Raw genomic sequence first — 16,904 nt, forward strand, 5'->3', positions numbered from 1 at the left:
AACACCTTGTATTATATTGTAATACAGCGTACTGTATATAACTACGATAAGGCAACTGGAAGCAGCATGTCAACCAGCACGTTTGCCATTAAAAAAAACGAGGAAATGCGACCATGACGGATGCCAAAGCCCGGCAGCAGGACACCCTTTTTGTCACCTCCCTTGAAAAAGGCATGCGGATACTTGAAGCCTTTTCCGAAGATAAAACGGAACTTGGCCTGGCCGACCTTGTAAAGGTTACCGGTCTTGAAAAGAGTGCGGCACAACGATATGCCAACACGCTATACGAGCTTGGATATCTGGAAAAAAATCCGGAAACCCGCCGGTTTCGGCCATCCGTCAAATATCTGGAAATGGCGTACAGTTATCTGTGGGCCGATTATCTGGCACAGCTGGCAATGCCACGCCTGATCGACCTGAGCCGCCAGACCTCACAAACCATCAACATGGCCGAACCAATCGGAACCGACATTATTTATGTCGTGCGCATGCCCAACCACCGCACCAATTTCGGGGCTTCGGCGATTGGCAGACGGGTACCTGCACTTGTCGCCTCTTCCGGGCGTGTCATCCTGAGCCGCCAGTCGGATCAGGCTATCCGTGACGCGGTAAGCAATTGGCCAACCCGGCAATACACCCAGAGAACAACGATGGATCGTGGCGCCATACTCGACAATATCCTGATGGCACGCGAAAAGGGATATTGCACCACACAGGGGCAGGTTTTACCCGATGAAGTCAACGTTGCCGCCCCGATCTGCAGCATTGACGGAATACCGGTTGGCGCCATCCACTGTTCTCTGCCGTCGATCCGCTGGACCATCGAACGTGCAGAAGCGGAAATTGCCCCGCTTGTTGTTGAAGCTGCCCAATCTATTGTGCCATCAAGATAAAATGACCCGACCTTTCGCAATCAGGTGCTGGTGCAGTTGAGTCCAATCCCTGTCATGGCATCTAAAATTCAGAAATTCTGAGATTTTATATTGCCAGGAACACAACACCCCGCCTGGCTTTCGCCGGGCGGGGTGTTGTGTTTTAGGGCATTGTCATATCTCGCAAAGGATCGAGTTATAACAGAAGTGGTTGCGGGGACATGCAATTAACTACGCCCTTTTACCCTCTCAGATGACCTATGACCCTGACTTAAGTTTGGATCAGCGTTCAACCTAGATTTACACGCAACTAATCGCAAATCCAAACGGCACACAGCCCTTCATAGCAATATACTATGTGAATATATTCAAGCAGCATTCGATGCAGGTCGCCGCACGATAGATAGTTCGCAACGCCCCTTCGAAGATTAATCGGTTGCTGCAGATATAAATTCGGCAAATTACCTAAAGGGAGCTTTCAACCTTAAGCAGCAACTTCCCGCATAACTTTGATTAACGCCGATTTTTCTTCGAAACCAACGCCGGGAATTTCGGGCAACCCGACATACTCATCTTCGACCGCAATACCATCGGCAAAACCGCCGAAAGGCTGAAAGACATCGGGGTAGCTTTCATTCCCACCCAGATGCAGCCCTGCTGCAATATTCAATGACATCTGATGTCCGCCATGCGGCACCACCCGACGAGATGACCAGCCAAGGTCTTTCATGACATCAAGCGTTCGCAAATATTCAACAAGCCCGTATGAAAGCGCACAATCGAACTGTACCCAATCGCGATCCGGGCGCATGCCGCCATGGCGCAGCAAATTGCGCGCATCCTGATGGGAAAACAGGTTTTCGCCAGTTGCCATTGCACCCTCGTAATGGTCGGCCAACTCCGCCTGCAGTGCGTAATCCAGCGGATCGCCAGCCTCTTCGTACCAGAACAGGCCATACGGCTTCAGTGCCTTTGCATAGGCCACTGCAGTTTCCAGATCGAACCGACCATTGGCATCAACAGCCAGATATTGCCCATCCCCGACAATGTCTAGAACGGCATCAATACGGCGCAGGTCTTCATCAAGGGATGCCGCACCGATCTTCATTTTCACGACCTTGTAACCACGATCAAGATAGCTTCGCATTTCATCCTGAAGCTGTTTGTGATCCTTGCCCGGATAGTAATAACCACCTGCGGCATAGACCCAGACCTTCTTGTCTGCAACACCACCGTGATAGCGATCCGCCAGCAATTTCCAAAGCGGCACACCGGCGATTTTCGCCACTGCATCCCAAACCGCCATATCAATGGTCCCGACCGCGACCGAACGTTCACCATGCCCCCCGGGTTTTTCGTTGGTCATCAGTGTTTTCCAGATCGCAAACGGATCAAGATTATCATTTTCCCGGTCGATCAGGCTTTCGGGAACGGCTTCAAGCACACGGTTGATAAAACGGTCGCGCATCAGCGCACCCTGCCCATAACGGCCATTGGAATTAAATCCGTAACCGATTACCGGCTTGCCGTCGCGAATGACATCGGTCACCACCGCAACGACTGAACAGGTCATCTTGGAAAAATCGATATAGGCATTGGCAATCGGCGACGCGATTGATGCGGTCTTTTCACGGATATCAACAATGCGCATGACGGCTTTCATCCCTGTATGGTGGGTTTTGTTTGAATAGCTTGATAATACAGTTTGCAATCGGGGCAAAACCAATGCCAATCTGGTCTTTGGTTATACCGAAACGGCATTACAAAATGGAACTTCGCTGGCTTGAAGATTATCTGGCGCTCGCCGAAACACTGAACTTTTCGCGGGCATCGGAAATGCGTCACATCACGCAACCCGCGTTCAGCCGCCGCATACGGGCGCTTGAGGATTGGGTTGGCACGCCGCTATTTTCAAGAACCACCCACGTCGTTACCTTAACTCCGGCAGGAGAACATTTTCGTATTCATGCCGAAGCATTGGTAAGGCAATCCCATCAGTTGCGCCGCGACACACATGAAATCGGCCAAAGCACAAAATCCGGACTGACTTTTGCCGCCACCCACGCGCTGTCCTTTACCTTCTTTCCCGGCTGGGTCAGAAGGTTTGACGATATGCTGACAATGGGAACATTCAACCTTGTGTCGGATAGTCTGGAACGGTGCGAACAATTCATGCTGCGCGGCGATGCGCAATTTCTGCTGTGCCATTATCATCCCGCCATGGGAAGCGCGCTTGATGATACCGGCTTTGTCCGTATCAAGATCGGGCAGGATATCCTGATCCCGATGTCTACCGCCGCCCCGGATGGCACGGCCAAATGGCAACCCGATCGCGATACCAACATTCCCTGGCTGGCTTACAGCACGCAATCGGGGCTTGGCCGCATAGTTGCTGCCGAAGAAGCCCCAAAACATGCAAAGCTCGGATCAAAGGCCGGGTTTACATCGCATCTGGCCGCAACCTTGTTATCGATGGTCAAAGCAGGTGCGGGGATCGCCTGGCTACCCCGAACGCTTGCCGCATCGGAACTGGAGGATGGCAGCCTTGTTCCGTTTGGCGGACCGGATTTGCAAATTCCGGTTGATATTTGCCTTTTCCGCCCGAAAGCACGGCAAAAGCCCCTGGTCGAAAAGTTCTGGGAAAATGTCTTGGAAAAGGACTGAATGCGTCAAAGGAATGACCTGCCGGCACCCCCAGGCGCCAGCAGGTCATTGGACCGGCGTCAGGCGAATTACAGTGTCAGGACCGCATCCGCAATTGCCTTGCCGCAGGTAACAGTATCTGCCTTGCCCTTAAGGTCCCCGGTCCGCAGATTTTCATCAACCAGCACCGTTTCGATAGCCCTCATAATCCCGTCATGGGCATCCTTGTGACCAAGATGTTCAAGCATCATCGCACCGGCCCAGATTGTGCCAATCGGGTTGGCGATCCCCTTGCCTGCAATATCGGGGGCGGAACCATGAACCGGCTCGAACAGCGACGGGAATTTACGTTCCGGGTTGATGTTGCCTGACGGCGCAATACCGATGGTCCCGGTACAGGCAGGTCCTAGATCAGACAGGATGTCGCCAAACAGATTGGATGCCACCACCACATCAAAACGATCCGGGTTCAGGACAAAATGGGCGGTCAGGATATCGATATGGTATTTATCCCAGCTGATATCGGGATAGTTTTTTGCCATTTCGACAACCCGTTCATCCCAATAGGGCATGGTAATTGAAATACCATTCGATTTTGTTGCCGATGTCAGCCGTTTACGTGGGCGTTTCTGTGCCAGATCGAAGGCATACTTCAGGATACGGTCGACCCCGATGCGTGACATGACCGTTTCCTGCACGACAATCTCGCGATCCGTATCCGGATACATTTTCCCGCCGATCGAAGAATATTCACCTTCGGTGTTTTCGCGCACGACATAGAAATCGATGTCACCGGGCTTTCGCCCGACCAGCGGCGAGGGAACACCGGGCATCAGACGCGCCGGACGCAGACTGACGTACTGGTCGAAATCACGGCGAAACTGAATCAGTGACCCCCAAAGAGAAATATGGTCAGGCACCGTATCGGGCCAGCCAACAGCCCCAAAAAAGATCGCGTCATGATTGCCGACCTGCTCTTTCCAGTTGTCCGGCATCATCTGGCCATGCCTGCGGTAATAATCGCAGGACGAAAAATCGAAATGATCGAAATGCAGGTCAATCCCGAATTTCTTGCTTGCGGCTTCGAGGACGCGCACACCTTCGGGCATGACTTCGGTCCCGATGCCATCTCCCGGAATGACCGCAATTTTTTGTGTTCTATTCGACATAAGCGTTTCCTTGATCATCGTTTATCTGTCAGCAGTTTCATCTGTTCAACCGGTTACAAGTACCGCACGGAAATCGTTAACATTGGTCAGGGTCGGGCCGGTGACGATGCTGTCGCCAAGTCGTTCGAAAAAACCATGCCCGTCATTTTGCGCAAGGACGTCGCCAATACGGATCCCCAATGATTTCGCCCGTGACAGGGTGCCTGGCGCGATAAAGGCACCGGCAATTTCTTCGATCCCGTCAATACCGTCGGTATCTCCTGCAACGGCATGAATTCCGGCTTCGCCATTCAGCATTGCCGCAAGCGACAGCAGAAATTCCACATTGCGCCCGCCTCGGCCGTTGCCACGCACCGTCACGGTTGTCTCCCCGCCTGATAACATCACGCATGGAACGGTAAAAGGTTGCCCGTAACGGACCACCTGACGGGCGATACCCCCGATTACACGCCCGACATCGCGAGCTTCGCCCTCTATGGCATCTCCAAGGAGATGGGCAGAAACTCCATGTTCTCGCGCAACCCGTGCCGCTGCCTCCAGAGCCATTTGTGGGGTCGCAATTAACCTGGTCTCGGCCCTTGCCAGACGCTGATTCCCCGGCTTTACGGTTTCGCCTTCACCCGATAGCAAAAGATCGCGAACATGCCCCGGCATATCGATGTCATAACGCGTAAGGATCGCCAAGGCATCAGCACAACTTGTCGGATCTGCAACAGTCGGCCCGGATGCGATATCCAGCGGATCATCCCCGGGCACATCAGAAATCGCCAGCGTCACCAGACGGGCCGGATAGCAGGCCGCCGCCAACCGCCCGCCCTTGATTGCCGAAAGATGGCGGCGTACGCAATTCATCTCGCTGATATTTGCGCCCGATTTCAAAAGCGCGCGTGAAATATCCTGCTTCTCCGGCAATGTTACCGGCGATAACGGGTCAACCATCAAGGCCGATCCGCCCCCCGAAATCAGGCAGATCACCAGATCATTCTCGCTTAGCCCCGAAACGAGTTTCCGAATACGCCTTGACGCATCAACACCGGCGACATCCGGAACCGGATGGCCTGCTTCGATGACGGTGATTTTTTCCGTCGGCACGGCGTGACCATAACGGGTCACGACAATACCTTCGAGCGGCCCGGCCCAATGTGCCTCAACCGCACGGGCCATTTTGGCAGCCGCCTTGCCTGCGCCAATCACGATCGTACGCCCGTCTTGCGGCGGGGCAGGCAAAAAACGCGGAACGCAATGATCCGGATCCGCGGCACGGATGGCCGCATCAAACATTTCACCAAGCAGGGCACGTGCCCTGGCATCGTTGAAAATACCGGACATTGTACGTTCCGCCATTGTCATGCCCCGATCAACGATTGTCGCCATGAATGGCCGCAATCACGGCATCGGTCACCTGACGTGTCGTCGCCTTGCCGCCAAGATCAGGCGTATGCAGCAACGGATCGGCTGTAACGCGTTCCACAGCACGCATCAGACGCGCCGACGCTGCCACCTCGCCCAGATGGTCAAGCATCATGACCGCACTCCAGAAAGTCGCCACCGGGTTGGCAACCCCTTTGCCGGTGATGTCGAAAGCCGAACCATGGATCGGCTCGAACATCGAGGGGAACTTTCCTTCGGGATTAAGGTTTGCCGTTGGCGCAATACCAAGCGACCCGGCCAGCGCCGCTGCAAGGTCCGACAGAATATCGGCATGCAGGTTTGTTGCAACGATGGTATCAAGCGTTTCGGGACGCAGGGTCATGCGCATTGTCATGGCATCGACCAGCATCTTGTCCCATTGCACATCGGGATATTCTGCGGCAACTTCGGCGGCGATTTCATCCCACATGACCATGCCATTGCGCTGGGCATTTGATTTGGTAACCACCGTCAGTTGCCTGCGCTTGCGTGACCGTGCCAGATCAAAGGCAAACCGCATGATACGCGTGACACCCGCCCGGGTGAAAATCGAAACTTCGGTTGCAACCTCTTCGGGCAGCCCGACATGCGAACGCCCCCCCTGTCCGGCATATTCGCCTTCAGAATTTTCACGGACGATCACCCAGTCAAGCTCGCTTTGTTTCACATTGCGAAGCGGGCTTTCGATCCCCGGCAGAATGCGGGTTGGCCGAACATTGGCGTATTGGTCAAATGGCTGACAAATCGCAAGCCTCAAGCCCCAAAGCGTCACATGGTCCGGTACATCCGGAGCGCCGACAGCACCGAAATAGATGGCATCATGGTTCCGTATCTGCTCGCGCCCGTCAGCTGGCATCATGACACCATGTTTCTTGTAATAGTCCGACCCCCAGTCGAAGCTATCGAACATCATTTTGAACCCGCCATCGCGCTTTGCCAGCACGTCAAGAACTTCGACACCGGCCGCAACAACCTCTTTACCGATCCCGTCGCCCGGGATGGCAGCAATACGATAAGTCTTCATGATCAGTCTCTTGGTTAGCAGTTAACTTTGAAAATTCAGGCTCGTATGCCCCTAGAACAGCAATCCCGCTGGCATGCGAATCAACAAGACATCCGCCATCAGCCAATACAGGCCGGTCACGATTGCAAATCCTGCGAGTGTTTCGACGATAATGCGTTTGGCAGGCATGTCTTCGTAACAGGACACCCTGGCCAGCGACAGAAAGGCCAGAATGGCCGCCACCCAGAAACCGGTCAGCGGAATGGCCACGACCCAAAAGCCCATCACAACAATCAGGGCAATACGCCGCGAAACCGATTCACCTGCCTGATCTCCACTCTTTGCACCTGCAGGTTTACGCAACAGGTTCATGGCAAAAAGGACAATCGAAAACACAATCAGCGCGGCACAGATCGTTATCGGAAAGACTGAACCCAACGGGGACATTTCCGATGTCTGCGTGATGGCCCAAACAGCCATCAGCACCAACAGAACAACAATCCCCATACCTGCGGTGTCGCGTGGCTTTGCAATGACACCTTTCAGGTGTGCCACCGGATTGATCACAGGCTCCGACAGGGCCGCTTCATCGGCTTTTGCTGTCTCACCGTCCGTTTCGGCATAATTTTTTGCCGCAGCAACCGCGCGCTTGCGGGCTCTCTCCTTGCGATTGCCAAACAGCACCGGGTAAAGCAGCGTGAACGCCGCCAATGTAACAATGGCAAGGCTGATTGGACGGCCAAAGAACATGCCGGCAATATTGCTGGTCGCATTCCCGATCAGATAGGACTGAACAAACCCCTGTTCGGCAATCTGACCCAGCACAAGGCCCAGCACGATGGGCGAAGGTGCAAAACCGTACCGGTTCAAAATCCAGCCAATGACCCCCAGCGCCAGCATCATCTGAACATCATGCAGGTTGCTGTGGATCGCAAAACTGCCAACGACCGTCAGAAAGGCAATGGTCGGAACCAGAACGGTCTTGGGGATCGAGGCAATCGACTTATAGGCATAACGCCCGATCAAAAGCCCTGCGGGCAACATCAGTGCGGTTGCAATCAGCAACCCGAAGATAAAAGTGTAAACAATCTCGCCCTGCTGCGCGAAAAGGGTCGGGCCGATCTTGATACCCTGTACCAGCAATGCACCGAGGATCACCGCGTCGGGTGGCGTACCGGGGATACCCAGCACCAGTGTGGGAATAAACCCGCCGCCCACTGTGGCGTTGTTTGCCGATTCAGTCGCGATAATACCGTCCGGCGCCCCGTTACCGAATTCTTCCGGCGTTTTCGACGAACGGCGCGCCTCGGAATAGGAAACCAGCCCTGCTATCGATCCACCAGCACCCGGCAAGATACCGATAATGGTTCCGATAACGGAACTGCGAATGACGTTGAACTTGCTTTTCCAGGCAATCCCGAACGCTTCGAACAAACGAATGCCGCGGTTCCCCTGCTCTACTTTCAGATGCGGATCAGGCGTTGCCACCAGATCAATCAGAACCGGAATGCAATACAGGCCGATCAGTGCGGAAACGATATCGAACCCGCCCAAAAGCATCTGGGTATCCATCGTAAAGCGGATATCGCCCCCAACAACAGCCACGCCAACCATCGCCAGCATCAGACCGATACAGCCACCGATAAGCCCCTTAAGCGTATTACCGACCGATAACGCCGAAATCAGGGTCAGGCCAAATATTGCCAGCCAGAAATATTCCGGCGGACCGAACGCCAGCGCCACCTTTGCCAATGGCGGCGACAGCAACAGCAGGAATATCCCGCCAACCAGACCGCCGAAAACCGAGGCAAGCGTGGCAAGAGTTATGGCAAGGTTGCCATCGCCGCGCTTGGCCATCGGGAAGCCGTCAAAGGTTGTTGCAATCGCAGACGGGGTGCCCGGTGTATTGACCAGAATCGCGGCGAAGGCACCACCATAGATGGCGCCGGTATAGATCGCACCGAGCGCAATCAACCCGGTCGCCGGGTCCATTGTGAAAGTAAATGGGACCAGAACGGCCACCGCCATGGTTGCCGACAATCCCGGCAGGGCACCAATAATGGTACCAAGTACAACGCCGCCAAGCGCCATCAGGATATTAAGCGGCGTCAGCGCGCTGAGAAAATAGCCAAGCAATTCCATGGCGATGGACTTTCCTTTCCCTTCCGGTTACGGATTAACGATTGGCAATACCAAGCTTTTCGCCAATTGCACGGTATTCGGCCTTCTTCTCGGCCATGAATTCCGGCATTTCCTCATAGGGAATATCGGTCAGCACGAAACCGGCATCTTCCATCTGTTTGATGAATGCCGGGTCTGCGTTGATCTCGCCGATAATATCGGAAAGTTTCTTGCGAATATCCTCCGGGGTCGAAGCAGGAACAGCAATACCGCGATAAGCACCGCCCACAAGATCGATACCGAGTTCCTTGAAAGTCGGAACATCCGGGAATGCCTTCACACGTTCGTCCGCAGCAACGGCAAGCATGCGCATACCCTCGCTATTGTTCACGCCCGACGTGACATAGTTGAAACCGGCGGTCGTCTGACTGCCCAGGATCGCCGTCACGGCCGGACCGGTACCGCTGAACGGAACATAGGTGGTAGTTACGCCGGCCAGTTCGTCGAACTGTTCCTTGGCAATGTGATTCGAGGAATTCGAACCCGAACCGGAGAATGTCACAACTCCCGGATTGGCCTTGGCATGTTCGATCAACTGCTGAAGATCCTGAAACTCGCTGTCAGCCGGGACAAAAACCGCATCCGGAGTGTAATGGAAGAAATAGACATGCGTCAGGTCATCGGTTTCATATCCGACATCCTTTTCCATGGGCTGCAGGATCGTGTGCGGCAGGTTGGTACCCATGATCGTATAGCCGTCGGCTTCCATACCGTTAAGCTGCGACCAAGCCTGCGCCCCGCCAGCGCCGGCCATATACTGGATTACGGCTTGCTGACCGGTCAGTTTTTCAAAGAAAGGTTGCTGAAAACGCGCGGAAATGTCGGACTCGCCACCCGCATTGAACGCAATGATATAGTTGATCGTTTTTTCCGGATATTCTGCAAAAGCTGGCGTGGCAAAGAATGACGCAGCAACCGCAGCCGCAATAGCAAACTTACGCATTGATATTCCTCCCGTATGGTTTGGATCACCAGTTTTTCTATGAACCGGTGCCGGAAAGGCAAAACAGGAAATTCCCTGTCAGCATTCCGGTCATTTTCCCTGATATCTGAACCGGGCGGTTGAGATGCTCGCTGTAGGACACAAGCTGCTTTGTTGTTCGATGAATTGCCCGCCAGACACAAGAAGTGTAGATTTTTTATTAAACGTGACTAATGCCAATCTGGCCTTTGGTTATACCAAAACGGCATTACAAGATGGCGTTTTGCCAACTTGGGGATCATCTGCCGATGGCCAAAAATGACACCGCAACTGCAAGAGCAAACTTACGCATTGATATTCCTCCCGTATAATTTGGATCACCGGCTTTTCTGTGAACCGTCGCCAGAAAGGCAAAACAGGAAGCTCCCTGTCAGCATTCCGGTATTTTCCCTGATGTCTGAACCGGGCATTGCCATGCTTGCTGTAGGATGCAAGCTGTTTTGTTGTTCGATGAATTGCTCGCCAGACACATGAAGTGTAGATTTTTTATTCAATCAGTATAATTTCTGATTTCTCATTTCATTATGTCGCGGAGGTTAATAATGACAACCGATAGCGATCTGGGTTTTTTCGTTCTGCTGGCACGGAAGGGAAATTTATCCGCGGCCGCTCTTGAACTGAACCTGTCCCCACCGGCAGTCAGCAAACGACTGGCCAAGCTTGAAGACAGGCTTGGTGTAAGGTTGATGAACCGTACAACGCGCCGCATCAGCCTCACCAGCGAAGGCGAGGCCTATTTCCAAAGCGCCATTCAGATCATGCGCGATATTGAAGAACTGGAACAACGCGTTTCCAATGCCCGCGAAACGCCCAGCGGACTATTGCGCATCAATGCAACCTTTGGCTTCGGGCGTGAATATGTCGCGCCGGTAATATCGGAATTCTCCCACCTCTATCCCGAAGTGGAAGTACAGCTGGTCCTGAGTGACGCCCCTCTGAACATGGTGGAAGAAGGTTTTGACCTGACAATCCGGTTCGGGGGAATGCCGAACTCCCGGCTGCGCGCGCGCAAACTGCTCCGCAACCGGCGGTTTTTATGTGCGGCTCCCGACTATCTTGATCGATATGGTACGCCGAAACGTCTCTCAGACCTTTCAGTACATAACTGCATTATTTTGCGCCAGTACAACGAAAGCTATGATTTGTGGAAGCTGCAACGCGGGCAGGAATCAGAAACCATCAGGGTCCACGGCACGCTCAGCAGCAATGACGGGGAAATTGCCCTAAGCTGGGTCCTTGCTGGCCACGGCATCATGATGCGTTCCGAATGGGATATCGCCCGGCATGTCAAAGCTGACAAGCTACGACTTGTGCTCCCTCAATACGCACAAGTTGATGCGGACATTTATGCAGTCTACCCCGAACGTCACAATCTTTCGGCAAAAGTCAGAATATTCATCGACTTCCTGCACAGGAAATTGCTCGAAGGCTCAAGCGTTGGCTTTGATCAACCCTGAAATGTTCCCCATCCCGGCTTTGATGACCCCGTCAGAATAACCGCCCCGATATCACGATCATCCGACAACCACCGAGGCCCGGACACACCTTGGGCGTCTGCCATCCTCGCCAACAGACGGCCTTCGGGCCCACGACCCGCTCCGGTCACTTTCGGCAATGGCGGCCTTCCCGCAACCGATGGAGCCCGGACACACTTCGGGCGCATGGTCCCCACCGGCTCACCGTCGACGGGCCACAGCTCAATGCTGCCCCCTGCTGCCATTGCTGCCGCTCCCGGCAGATTTAACGCTCCCTCCTCGATAAGACGCACCTCTCCCGTCATGACAAATGACCGGGTTAGCCCTCTTAGTCCCCTTACAAAATGCCCCCGTAATGGCTCCGCCATCCACCGATCAATATCCTGCGGAGTACCCCGCCGTTCTGTCTGTATCTTTGCCGCCGCATCCTGATCACCTCTTTCATCTGGCCCCAAACGCAAAAACCCGCAGAGCCTACAAGGCTTTGCGGGTTTCGGTCTGGGCGCTTTTGTCCCGTTGATTTTTCTCTTATGTCATAAACAAAAGAACAAATCAAGAACTTTCTGAAAAATATGAAAACTTTATATACGCGCCAAGGGCTACCCCCAATTCGCACGCCTGAAATTGACGATCGAAATCTGGTTCCTCATAGGAAAGGAAATTATCGTATAGCAGGGTTTGAGTGATCAGGAATGAAGAAGTTATTGCTCGGTTTTTCTGATTAACGGTCGGGGATCGATCACCTGAACACTTAATTGACGGCATATTTTACCTTCTTTGCATCGTAGCGCAGAATATTTTAATTGCGAATGATTATTATTTTTGATAACTCAGCACATATCCGGTCATTACAGTCAGGTTCCCGGTTTGGCAATAACCGACATCAAAACGCTGTTCCTTTCCCATCAAAGGGAATTGCAGATTTATCTCACTCGCCTGTTACGCGACGCCGATATTGCTGTGGATTTGACCCAGGAGACATTCCTGCGGGTTACTGAACATGCCCGGCAGAATAAATCGAATGATGTGACGCATGTACGCTCCTACCTGTATCGGGTGGCCCACAATCTTGCCGTGGACCATGTTCGTGCACAAAAGCGTAACCCCGTGAATCGGGCTGATGACAGCAATCTGGGAACGATCCCCCATAATGCTCCCTCGCCAGAACAAATTGTCGGCGATCAATCTGAACTTGATTTCGTGCGACGTGCCCTTGATGAACTTCCCGAAAAGACGCGCAATATCTTTGTGTTGGTGCGCGTAGAAGGGCTTACCTATCATCAGGCTGCGAAGAGACTTGGTATTTCCGACAGTTCGGTCCAAAAGCATATTGCCCGTGCCATTACCCACGTCATGGCACGGCTGGGCAAGAAAGGTACGTGATCTGGTGCAAAAATTTTTAGCCTTTTCTTGTACTCTGAACGTCCTACAGTTATGGACCAAATGAAACAGCGGTTTTCGGGCGTGGATCAGTAACGTGAATCAAACGCAACAAACAAAGGAAAGCATTGATCTTTGTGCAGCCAACTGGGTTGCGCGGATGATTGACGGCGGCCTGAATGATGCAGAACACGAAGCTCTTGATGCCTGGCTTGCACAATCCCGTTCCCACCAGCAAGCATTCGCCGATGCCAATCACGCACTTGCGATGATGGATGCCAGTCTGTTTTCTGACGGCGTAAATGCGGCGCAAAGCTCTATGCATGAGGCAGACAGGCAGAACACGCAAATCCGGCCATTTACGGTAATTACAGGCAAAGGCCAAAAAACGCCTCGCACAGGTATCGGAAAATGGGCCGCGATTGCGATGGCAGCCTGTCTGCTCATCGCACTGTTTTCCGGCAGGGTGCTGATGGGTGATCCGGCTTTGGTCTGGGGGGCAGATTATCATACTGCACCAGGCGAAATCAGGACGGTCACCCTCGACGATGGCAGCAAGATAACACTTGGTCCCAATAGTGCCATTGACGTCAAGTTCAGTGAACAGGAACGACGGATCGAAATTTTGACCGGCCTCGTCGACTTTCAGGCAGTTCCGATGGAGAATGCCGGTGATCGTCCCTTCGTCGTGTCCACCGGCGACGGTATCGCACGCGCTTTAGGGACCCGTTTTGTCGTCGACAAATTCGATGATTATGCGTCGGTCTCCGTATTGCAACACAGCGTGAAAGTCAGCCTGACAAACGGCGCGTCCCCCACAAAATCGCTCGTTCTGAGCCCCAATGAGGCTGTCAGATACAGCCGATATTCACTTGAAGATATCTATCCCTTCAATTCAGACCGCGTTCTGAGCTGGCAAAAGGGCAAGCTGATCTTCGACCGGGTTACCTTGCGTGAAGTGGTTGCCGAGTTTTCCCGCTATCAGCATGGAAAAATCCTGATCGCCAATGAAGCCGTTGCACGGAAGCTTGTCAGCGGTGTTTTCGACATGAGCGATCCACAAATCGGACTGGATCTGATTGCGACAGAGCTCTCCATCCGCAAGGTTTCCATCACACCGCTGCTGACATTCCTTTACTAAATCGGACACCCAGTCTTCCCGAAAAGCCGCATTTCGGCCATTTTTCGACCTTCTCCCTGAAGAAAATCAAAAAAATAGAAATTTATCTTACTGAATCAGAATGCAAATCCCGTCTCACCTAACATCAGCAAATGCAAATCATTTGCGTTATTAAGAAAATATCGAAGATGGGGGTCTGCATAATGCAGGTAAATAAAGCCGGCAAAGCCCGGTTGGCAAAAGGTTTGGCATATCAGTTGATATGTGGTGCAAGTTTGTTTGCACTTGCTGCCGGGTTGATCGTTACGGGGGTTCCAGCCACGGCGAAAGCACAACAGGACAATACGTCGGTAAGCAGTGCAACACCGATGGAATTTTCAATCCCGTCACAGGACCTTAATCAGGCGCTGTTGACTTTTGCCGATCAGGCAAATTTGCAATTGTTCTACGATCTGGACCGTGTCGACGGTTTGCAAAGTTCGGAACTGGAAGGCAGTTACACGCCTTCTGATGCACTTAAAGTCCTGCTGCTGGGTAGCGGCATCACCTATCGGTTCACGGGCGAGAGCACTGTTTCCCTGTCAAAGATGGAAACTTCCGATGTTGATGCGTCGACGGTTGTTGATCCGGTCTATGTCGAAGCAAATGCACAAAGTTCAAGCGAACTGGCGCATGGTTACGTCGCAACGACCAGCAGTTCGGGAACCAAAACCAGCACTCCCCTGATCGAAACCGCCAAAAGCATTTCGGTCGTGACCGAGCGGGAAATTGAAGACCGCGCAGTCGCCAGCATTGAGGATGCAGTCGCCTATGCCGCAGGTGTCGTAACCAATAATTACGGCTATGATCCACGCTTCGATCAGGTCTATGTCCGTGGCTATCCGGTTCATATCTATGGCGATTATCGTGACGGCCTGCGGCAGATGACAGGTGTTTACGCAACCTTCAGAACCGAACCTTATAGCCTTGAACAGCTTGAGGTCGTGAAGGGACCAACGGCGGCACTATATGGTCAGACGACACCCGGCGGCTTGCTAAATAGCGTCACCAAACGCCCGCACAAAGATGCCAAAAACAACGTCTATGGACGTTTCACCGACACGGAATCCTATGAAGGCGGTTTCGACTACAATCTGGATATCAGCGAGAATGGCGAATGGGCTTCGCGATTTGTCGGCATGGCGCGTTATGGCGAAACAAGCAATGACATCCAGGATGATCGCCAGATGTTCTCGCCAACCATTCGCTGGCAACCCAATGAGAACACGGACCTGACCGTTTATACCCTTTTACAACATGACGAAACCGATGCATCTGCGACATTGCTGAACCTGAATGGCGAAGTCCTTGACTATCGTACCAGTGACGCGGATTACGACTATCAGAAACAGGATCAGCTTCAGGTCGGATACGATCTGACTCATGACCTGAACAATGCACCGATCACCTTGGCGCAAAAAGCACGGTTCGGCTATTTTGACCTCACGGCCCGCTATCTCACCGGGGGCGTTGCCGGGGCTGGCTGGAATCCTTCTGACGCCAACGAATATCGACGCGTGGCGCAGGCCGTCCAGGAAACGCTCTGGAGCGCACAGGTCGACAATCAGGCAATTACCAGCTTTGAAACCGGAGAGGTTTCTCATGAATTGCTGACCGGTCTGGATTTAATGTACTCGAAATCCGATTATCGATTTGGTTCAAGTGCGGTGCTGAGCGACTACAGCTTCTATCTTGATGACCCAAACAGATCGATTTCCGGCAGCACGCCTGCCTACACGACATTGGATGATGTTACTTATAACCAGACAGGCGTCTATGTTCAGGATCAGCTGGAATACGGAAACTGGCATTTCAATGGTGGCGTTCGTTTTGACTATGCAGAGCGCAAACGCATCAGCCGCCTGACAAATACCGGCTCAACAGACTACAACACCGCAACGACTTTTAATGCCAGCGCACTTTACGCGTTCGATAACGGTGTATCGCCCTATGTCAGTTGGGGCACTTCATTCCTGCCAAGTACCAGTCAGGATATCGACGGCAAGATGCTCACCCCGACCGAAGGTGAACAATATGAAGTTGGCGTCAAATACGAACCAATCGGGTTCGATAGTTTAGTCACCGTATCTGCCTATCGGCTGACCGAGGATAATGTTGCCCGCTATGCAGGCTACAGTGCCACAATTGGTTCGTATTATGAGCCTATCGGCAAGCTTGAATCTCGCGGGCTTGAAATCGAAGGCAAGGCAAATATGACCGAAAGCCTGAGCCTTGTTGCAAACTTTGCCTATAACAATGCCAAGATCGTCAAAGGCTCCTACCGTGGCAACACCCCTCTCGTAACGCCGGAAAAAACCGCATCGACATGGGTGGATTACACTTTCCATAACGGACCACTTAGTGGCTTGGGACTTGGAGCTGGCGTTCGCTACATCGACTCAAGCTATGCCAACTATACCAACACCAGCAAGAACAAGTCTTACACACTGCTTGATGCCGCAATTCGATATGACTTCGGTGCAGTCAGCGACAAGCTTGAAGGCCTGACACTCGCCATCAACGGCACCAACCTTGCCGACAACAAAGCCGACATTTGCAACAACGGATACTGCTACCAGAACGAAGGGCAGACCATTGCGGCAACATTAAAATACGACTGGTAACCACGC

General features: G+C 52.9%; 12 protein-coding genes. 6 read left to right on the forward strand and 6 right to left on the reverse strand.

Annotation, left to right across the window (positions count from 1 at the left end; translation table 11 throughout):
* Window positions 1–113 precede the first annotated feature (113 nt).
* A complete protein-coding gene (locus LG297_RS12645; protein WP_404420760.1) occupies window positions 114–893 on the forward strand; it encodes an IclR family transcriptional regulator in 780 nt (259 codons plus the stop codon).
* A gap of 463 nt (window positions 894–1,356) precedes the next feature.
* On the opposite strand, the gene LG297_RS12650 is transcribed toward LG297_RS12645, so the two are convergent.
* Window positions 1,357–2,523, reverse strand: a complete 1,167-nt coding sequence (locus LG297_RS12650; protein ID WP_404420762.1) for a mandelate racemase/muconate lactonizing enzyme family protein — start codon at window positions 2,521–2,523, stop codon at window positions 1,357–1,359.
* Window positions 2,524–2,639: 116 nt separating this feature from the next.
* On the opposite strand from LG297_RS12650, the gene LG297_RS12655 reads away from it, so the two are divergent.
* Window positions 2,640–3,536, forward strand: a complete 897-nt coding sequence (locus LG297_RS12655) for a LysR family transcriptional regulator (RefSeq protein WP_404420764.1) — start codon at window positions 2,640–2,642, stop codon at window positions 3,534–3,536.
* Between the two features lie 68 nt (window positions 3,537–3,604).
* Here LG297_RS12655 and LG297_RS12660 read toward each other — a convergent pair whose 3' ends face one another.
* The 5 genes from LG297_RS12660 to LG297_RS12680 are packed head-to-tail and all read right to left on the reverse strand — an operon-like array spanning window position 3,605 to window position 10,221.
* Window positions 3,605–4,684, reverse strand: coding sequence for a tartrate dehydrogenase (locus tag LG297_RS12660; protein ID WP_404420766.1), 1,080 nt, complete (start codon window positions 4,682–4,684; stop codon window positions 3,605–3,607).
* 45 nt (window positions 4,685–4,729) lie between these two features.
* Window positions 4,730–6,034 (reverse strand): glycerate kinase, encoded by a 1,305-nt coding sequence (locus LG297_RS12665; protein WP_404426953.1) that lies wholly within the window; start codon window positions 6,032–6,034, stop codon window positions 4,730–4,732.
* Between the two features lie 7 nt (window positions 6,035–6,041).
* Window positions 6,042–7,118 carry a tartrate dehydrogenase gene (locus LG297_RS12670; protein ID WP_404420768.1) on the reverse strand — a complete coding sequence of 359 codons (1,077 nt, stop codon included), beginning with the start codon at window positions 7,116–7,118 and terminating at the stop codon, window positions 6,042–6,044.
* A gap of 51 nt (window positions 7,119–7,169) precedes the next feature.
* Entirely contained in the window at window positions 7,170–9,239 is a 2,070-nt protein-coding gene (locus LG297_RS12675; protein WP_404420770.1) for a tripartite tricarboxylate transporter permease, read from the reverse strand.
* Window positions 9,240–9,273: 34 nt separating this feature from the next.
* Entirely contained in the window at window positions 9,274–10,221 is a 948-nt protein-coding gene (locus LG297_RS12680; RefSeq protein WP_404420772.1) for a tripartite tricarboxylate transporter substrate binding protein, read from the reverse strand.
* Window positions 10,222–10,802: 581 nt separating this feature from the next.
* Here LG297_RS12680 and LG297_RS12685 point away from each other — a divergent pair.
* The 4 genes from LG297_RS12685 to LG297_RS12700 all read left to right on the forward strand — a co-directional run bounded on the left by LG297_RS12685 (window position 10,803) and on the right by LG297_RS12700 (window position 16,898).
* On the forward strand, window positions 10,803–11,717 hold the full coding sequence (locus LG297_RS12685) for a LysR family transcriptional regulator (RefSeq protein ID WP_404420774.1): 915 nt from the start codon (window positions 10,803–10,805) through the stop codon (window positions 11,715–11,717).
* 885 nt (window positions 11,718–12,602) lie between these two features.
* A complete protein-coding gene (locus LG297_RS12690) occupies window positions 12,603–13,118 on the forward strand; it encodes an RNA polymerase sigma factor (protein WP_404420776.1) in 516 nt (171 codons plus the stop codon).
* Window positions 13,119–13,212: 94 nt separating this feature from the next.
* On the forward strand, window positions 13,213–14,256 hold the full coding sequence (locus LG297_RS12695; protein WP_404420778.1) for a FecR family protein: 1,044 nt from the start codon (window positions 13,213–13,215) through the stop codon (window positions 14,254–14,256).
* Window positions 14,257–14,603: 347 nt separating this feature from the next.
* Entirely contained in the window at window positions 14,604–16,898 is a 2,295-nt protein-coding gene (locus LG297_RS12700; protein WP_404420780.1) for a TonB-dependent siderophore receptor, read from the forward strand.
* Window positions 16,899–16,904 lie beyond the last annotated feature (6 nt).

Source organism: Thalassospira australica (assembly GCF_044790785.1).
GTDB classification, from domain to species: domain Bacteria; phylum Pseudomonadota; class Alphaproteobacteria; order Rhodospirillales; family Thalassospiraceae; genus Thalassospira; species Thalassospira australica_A.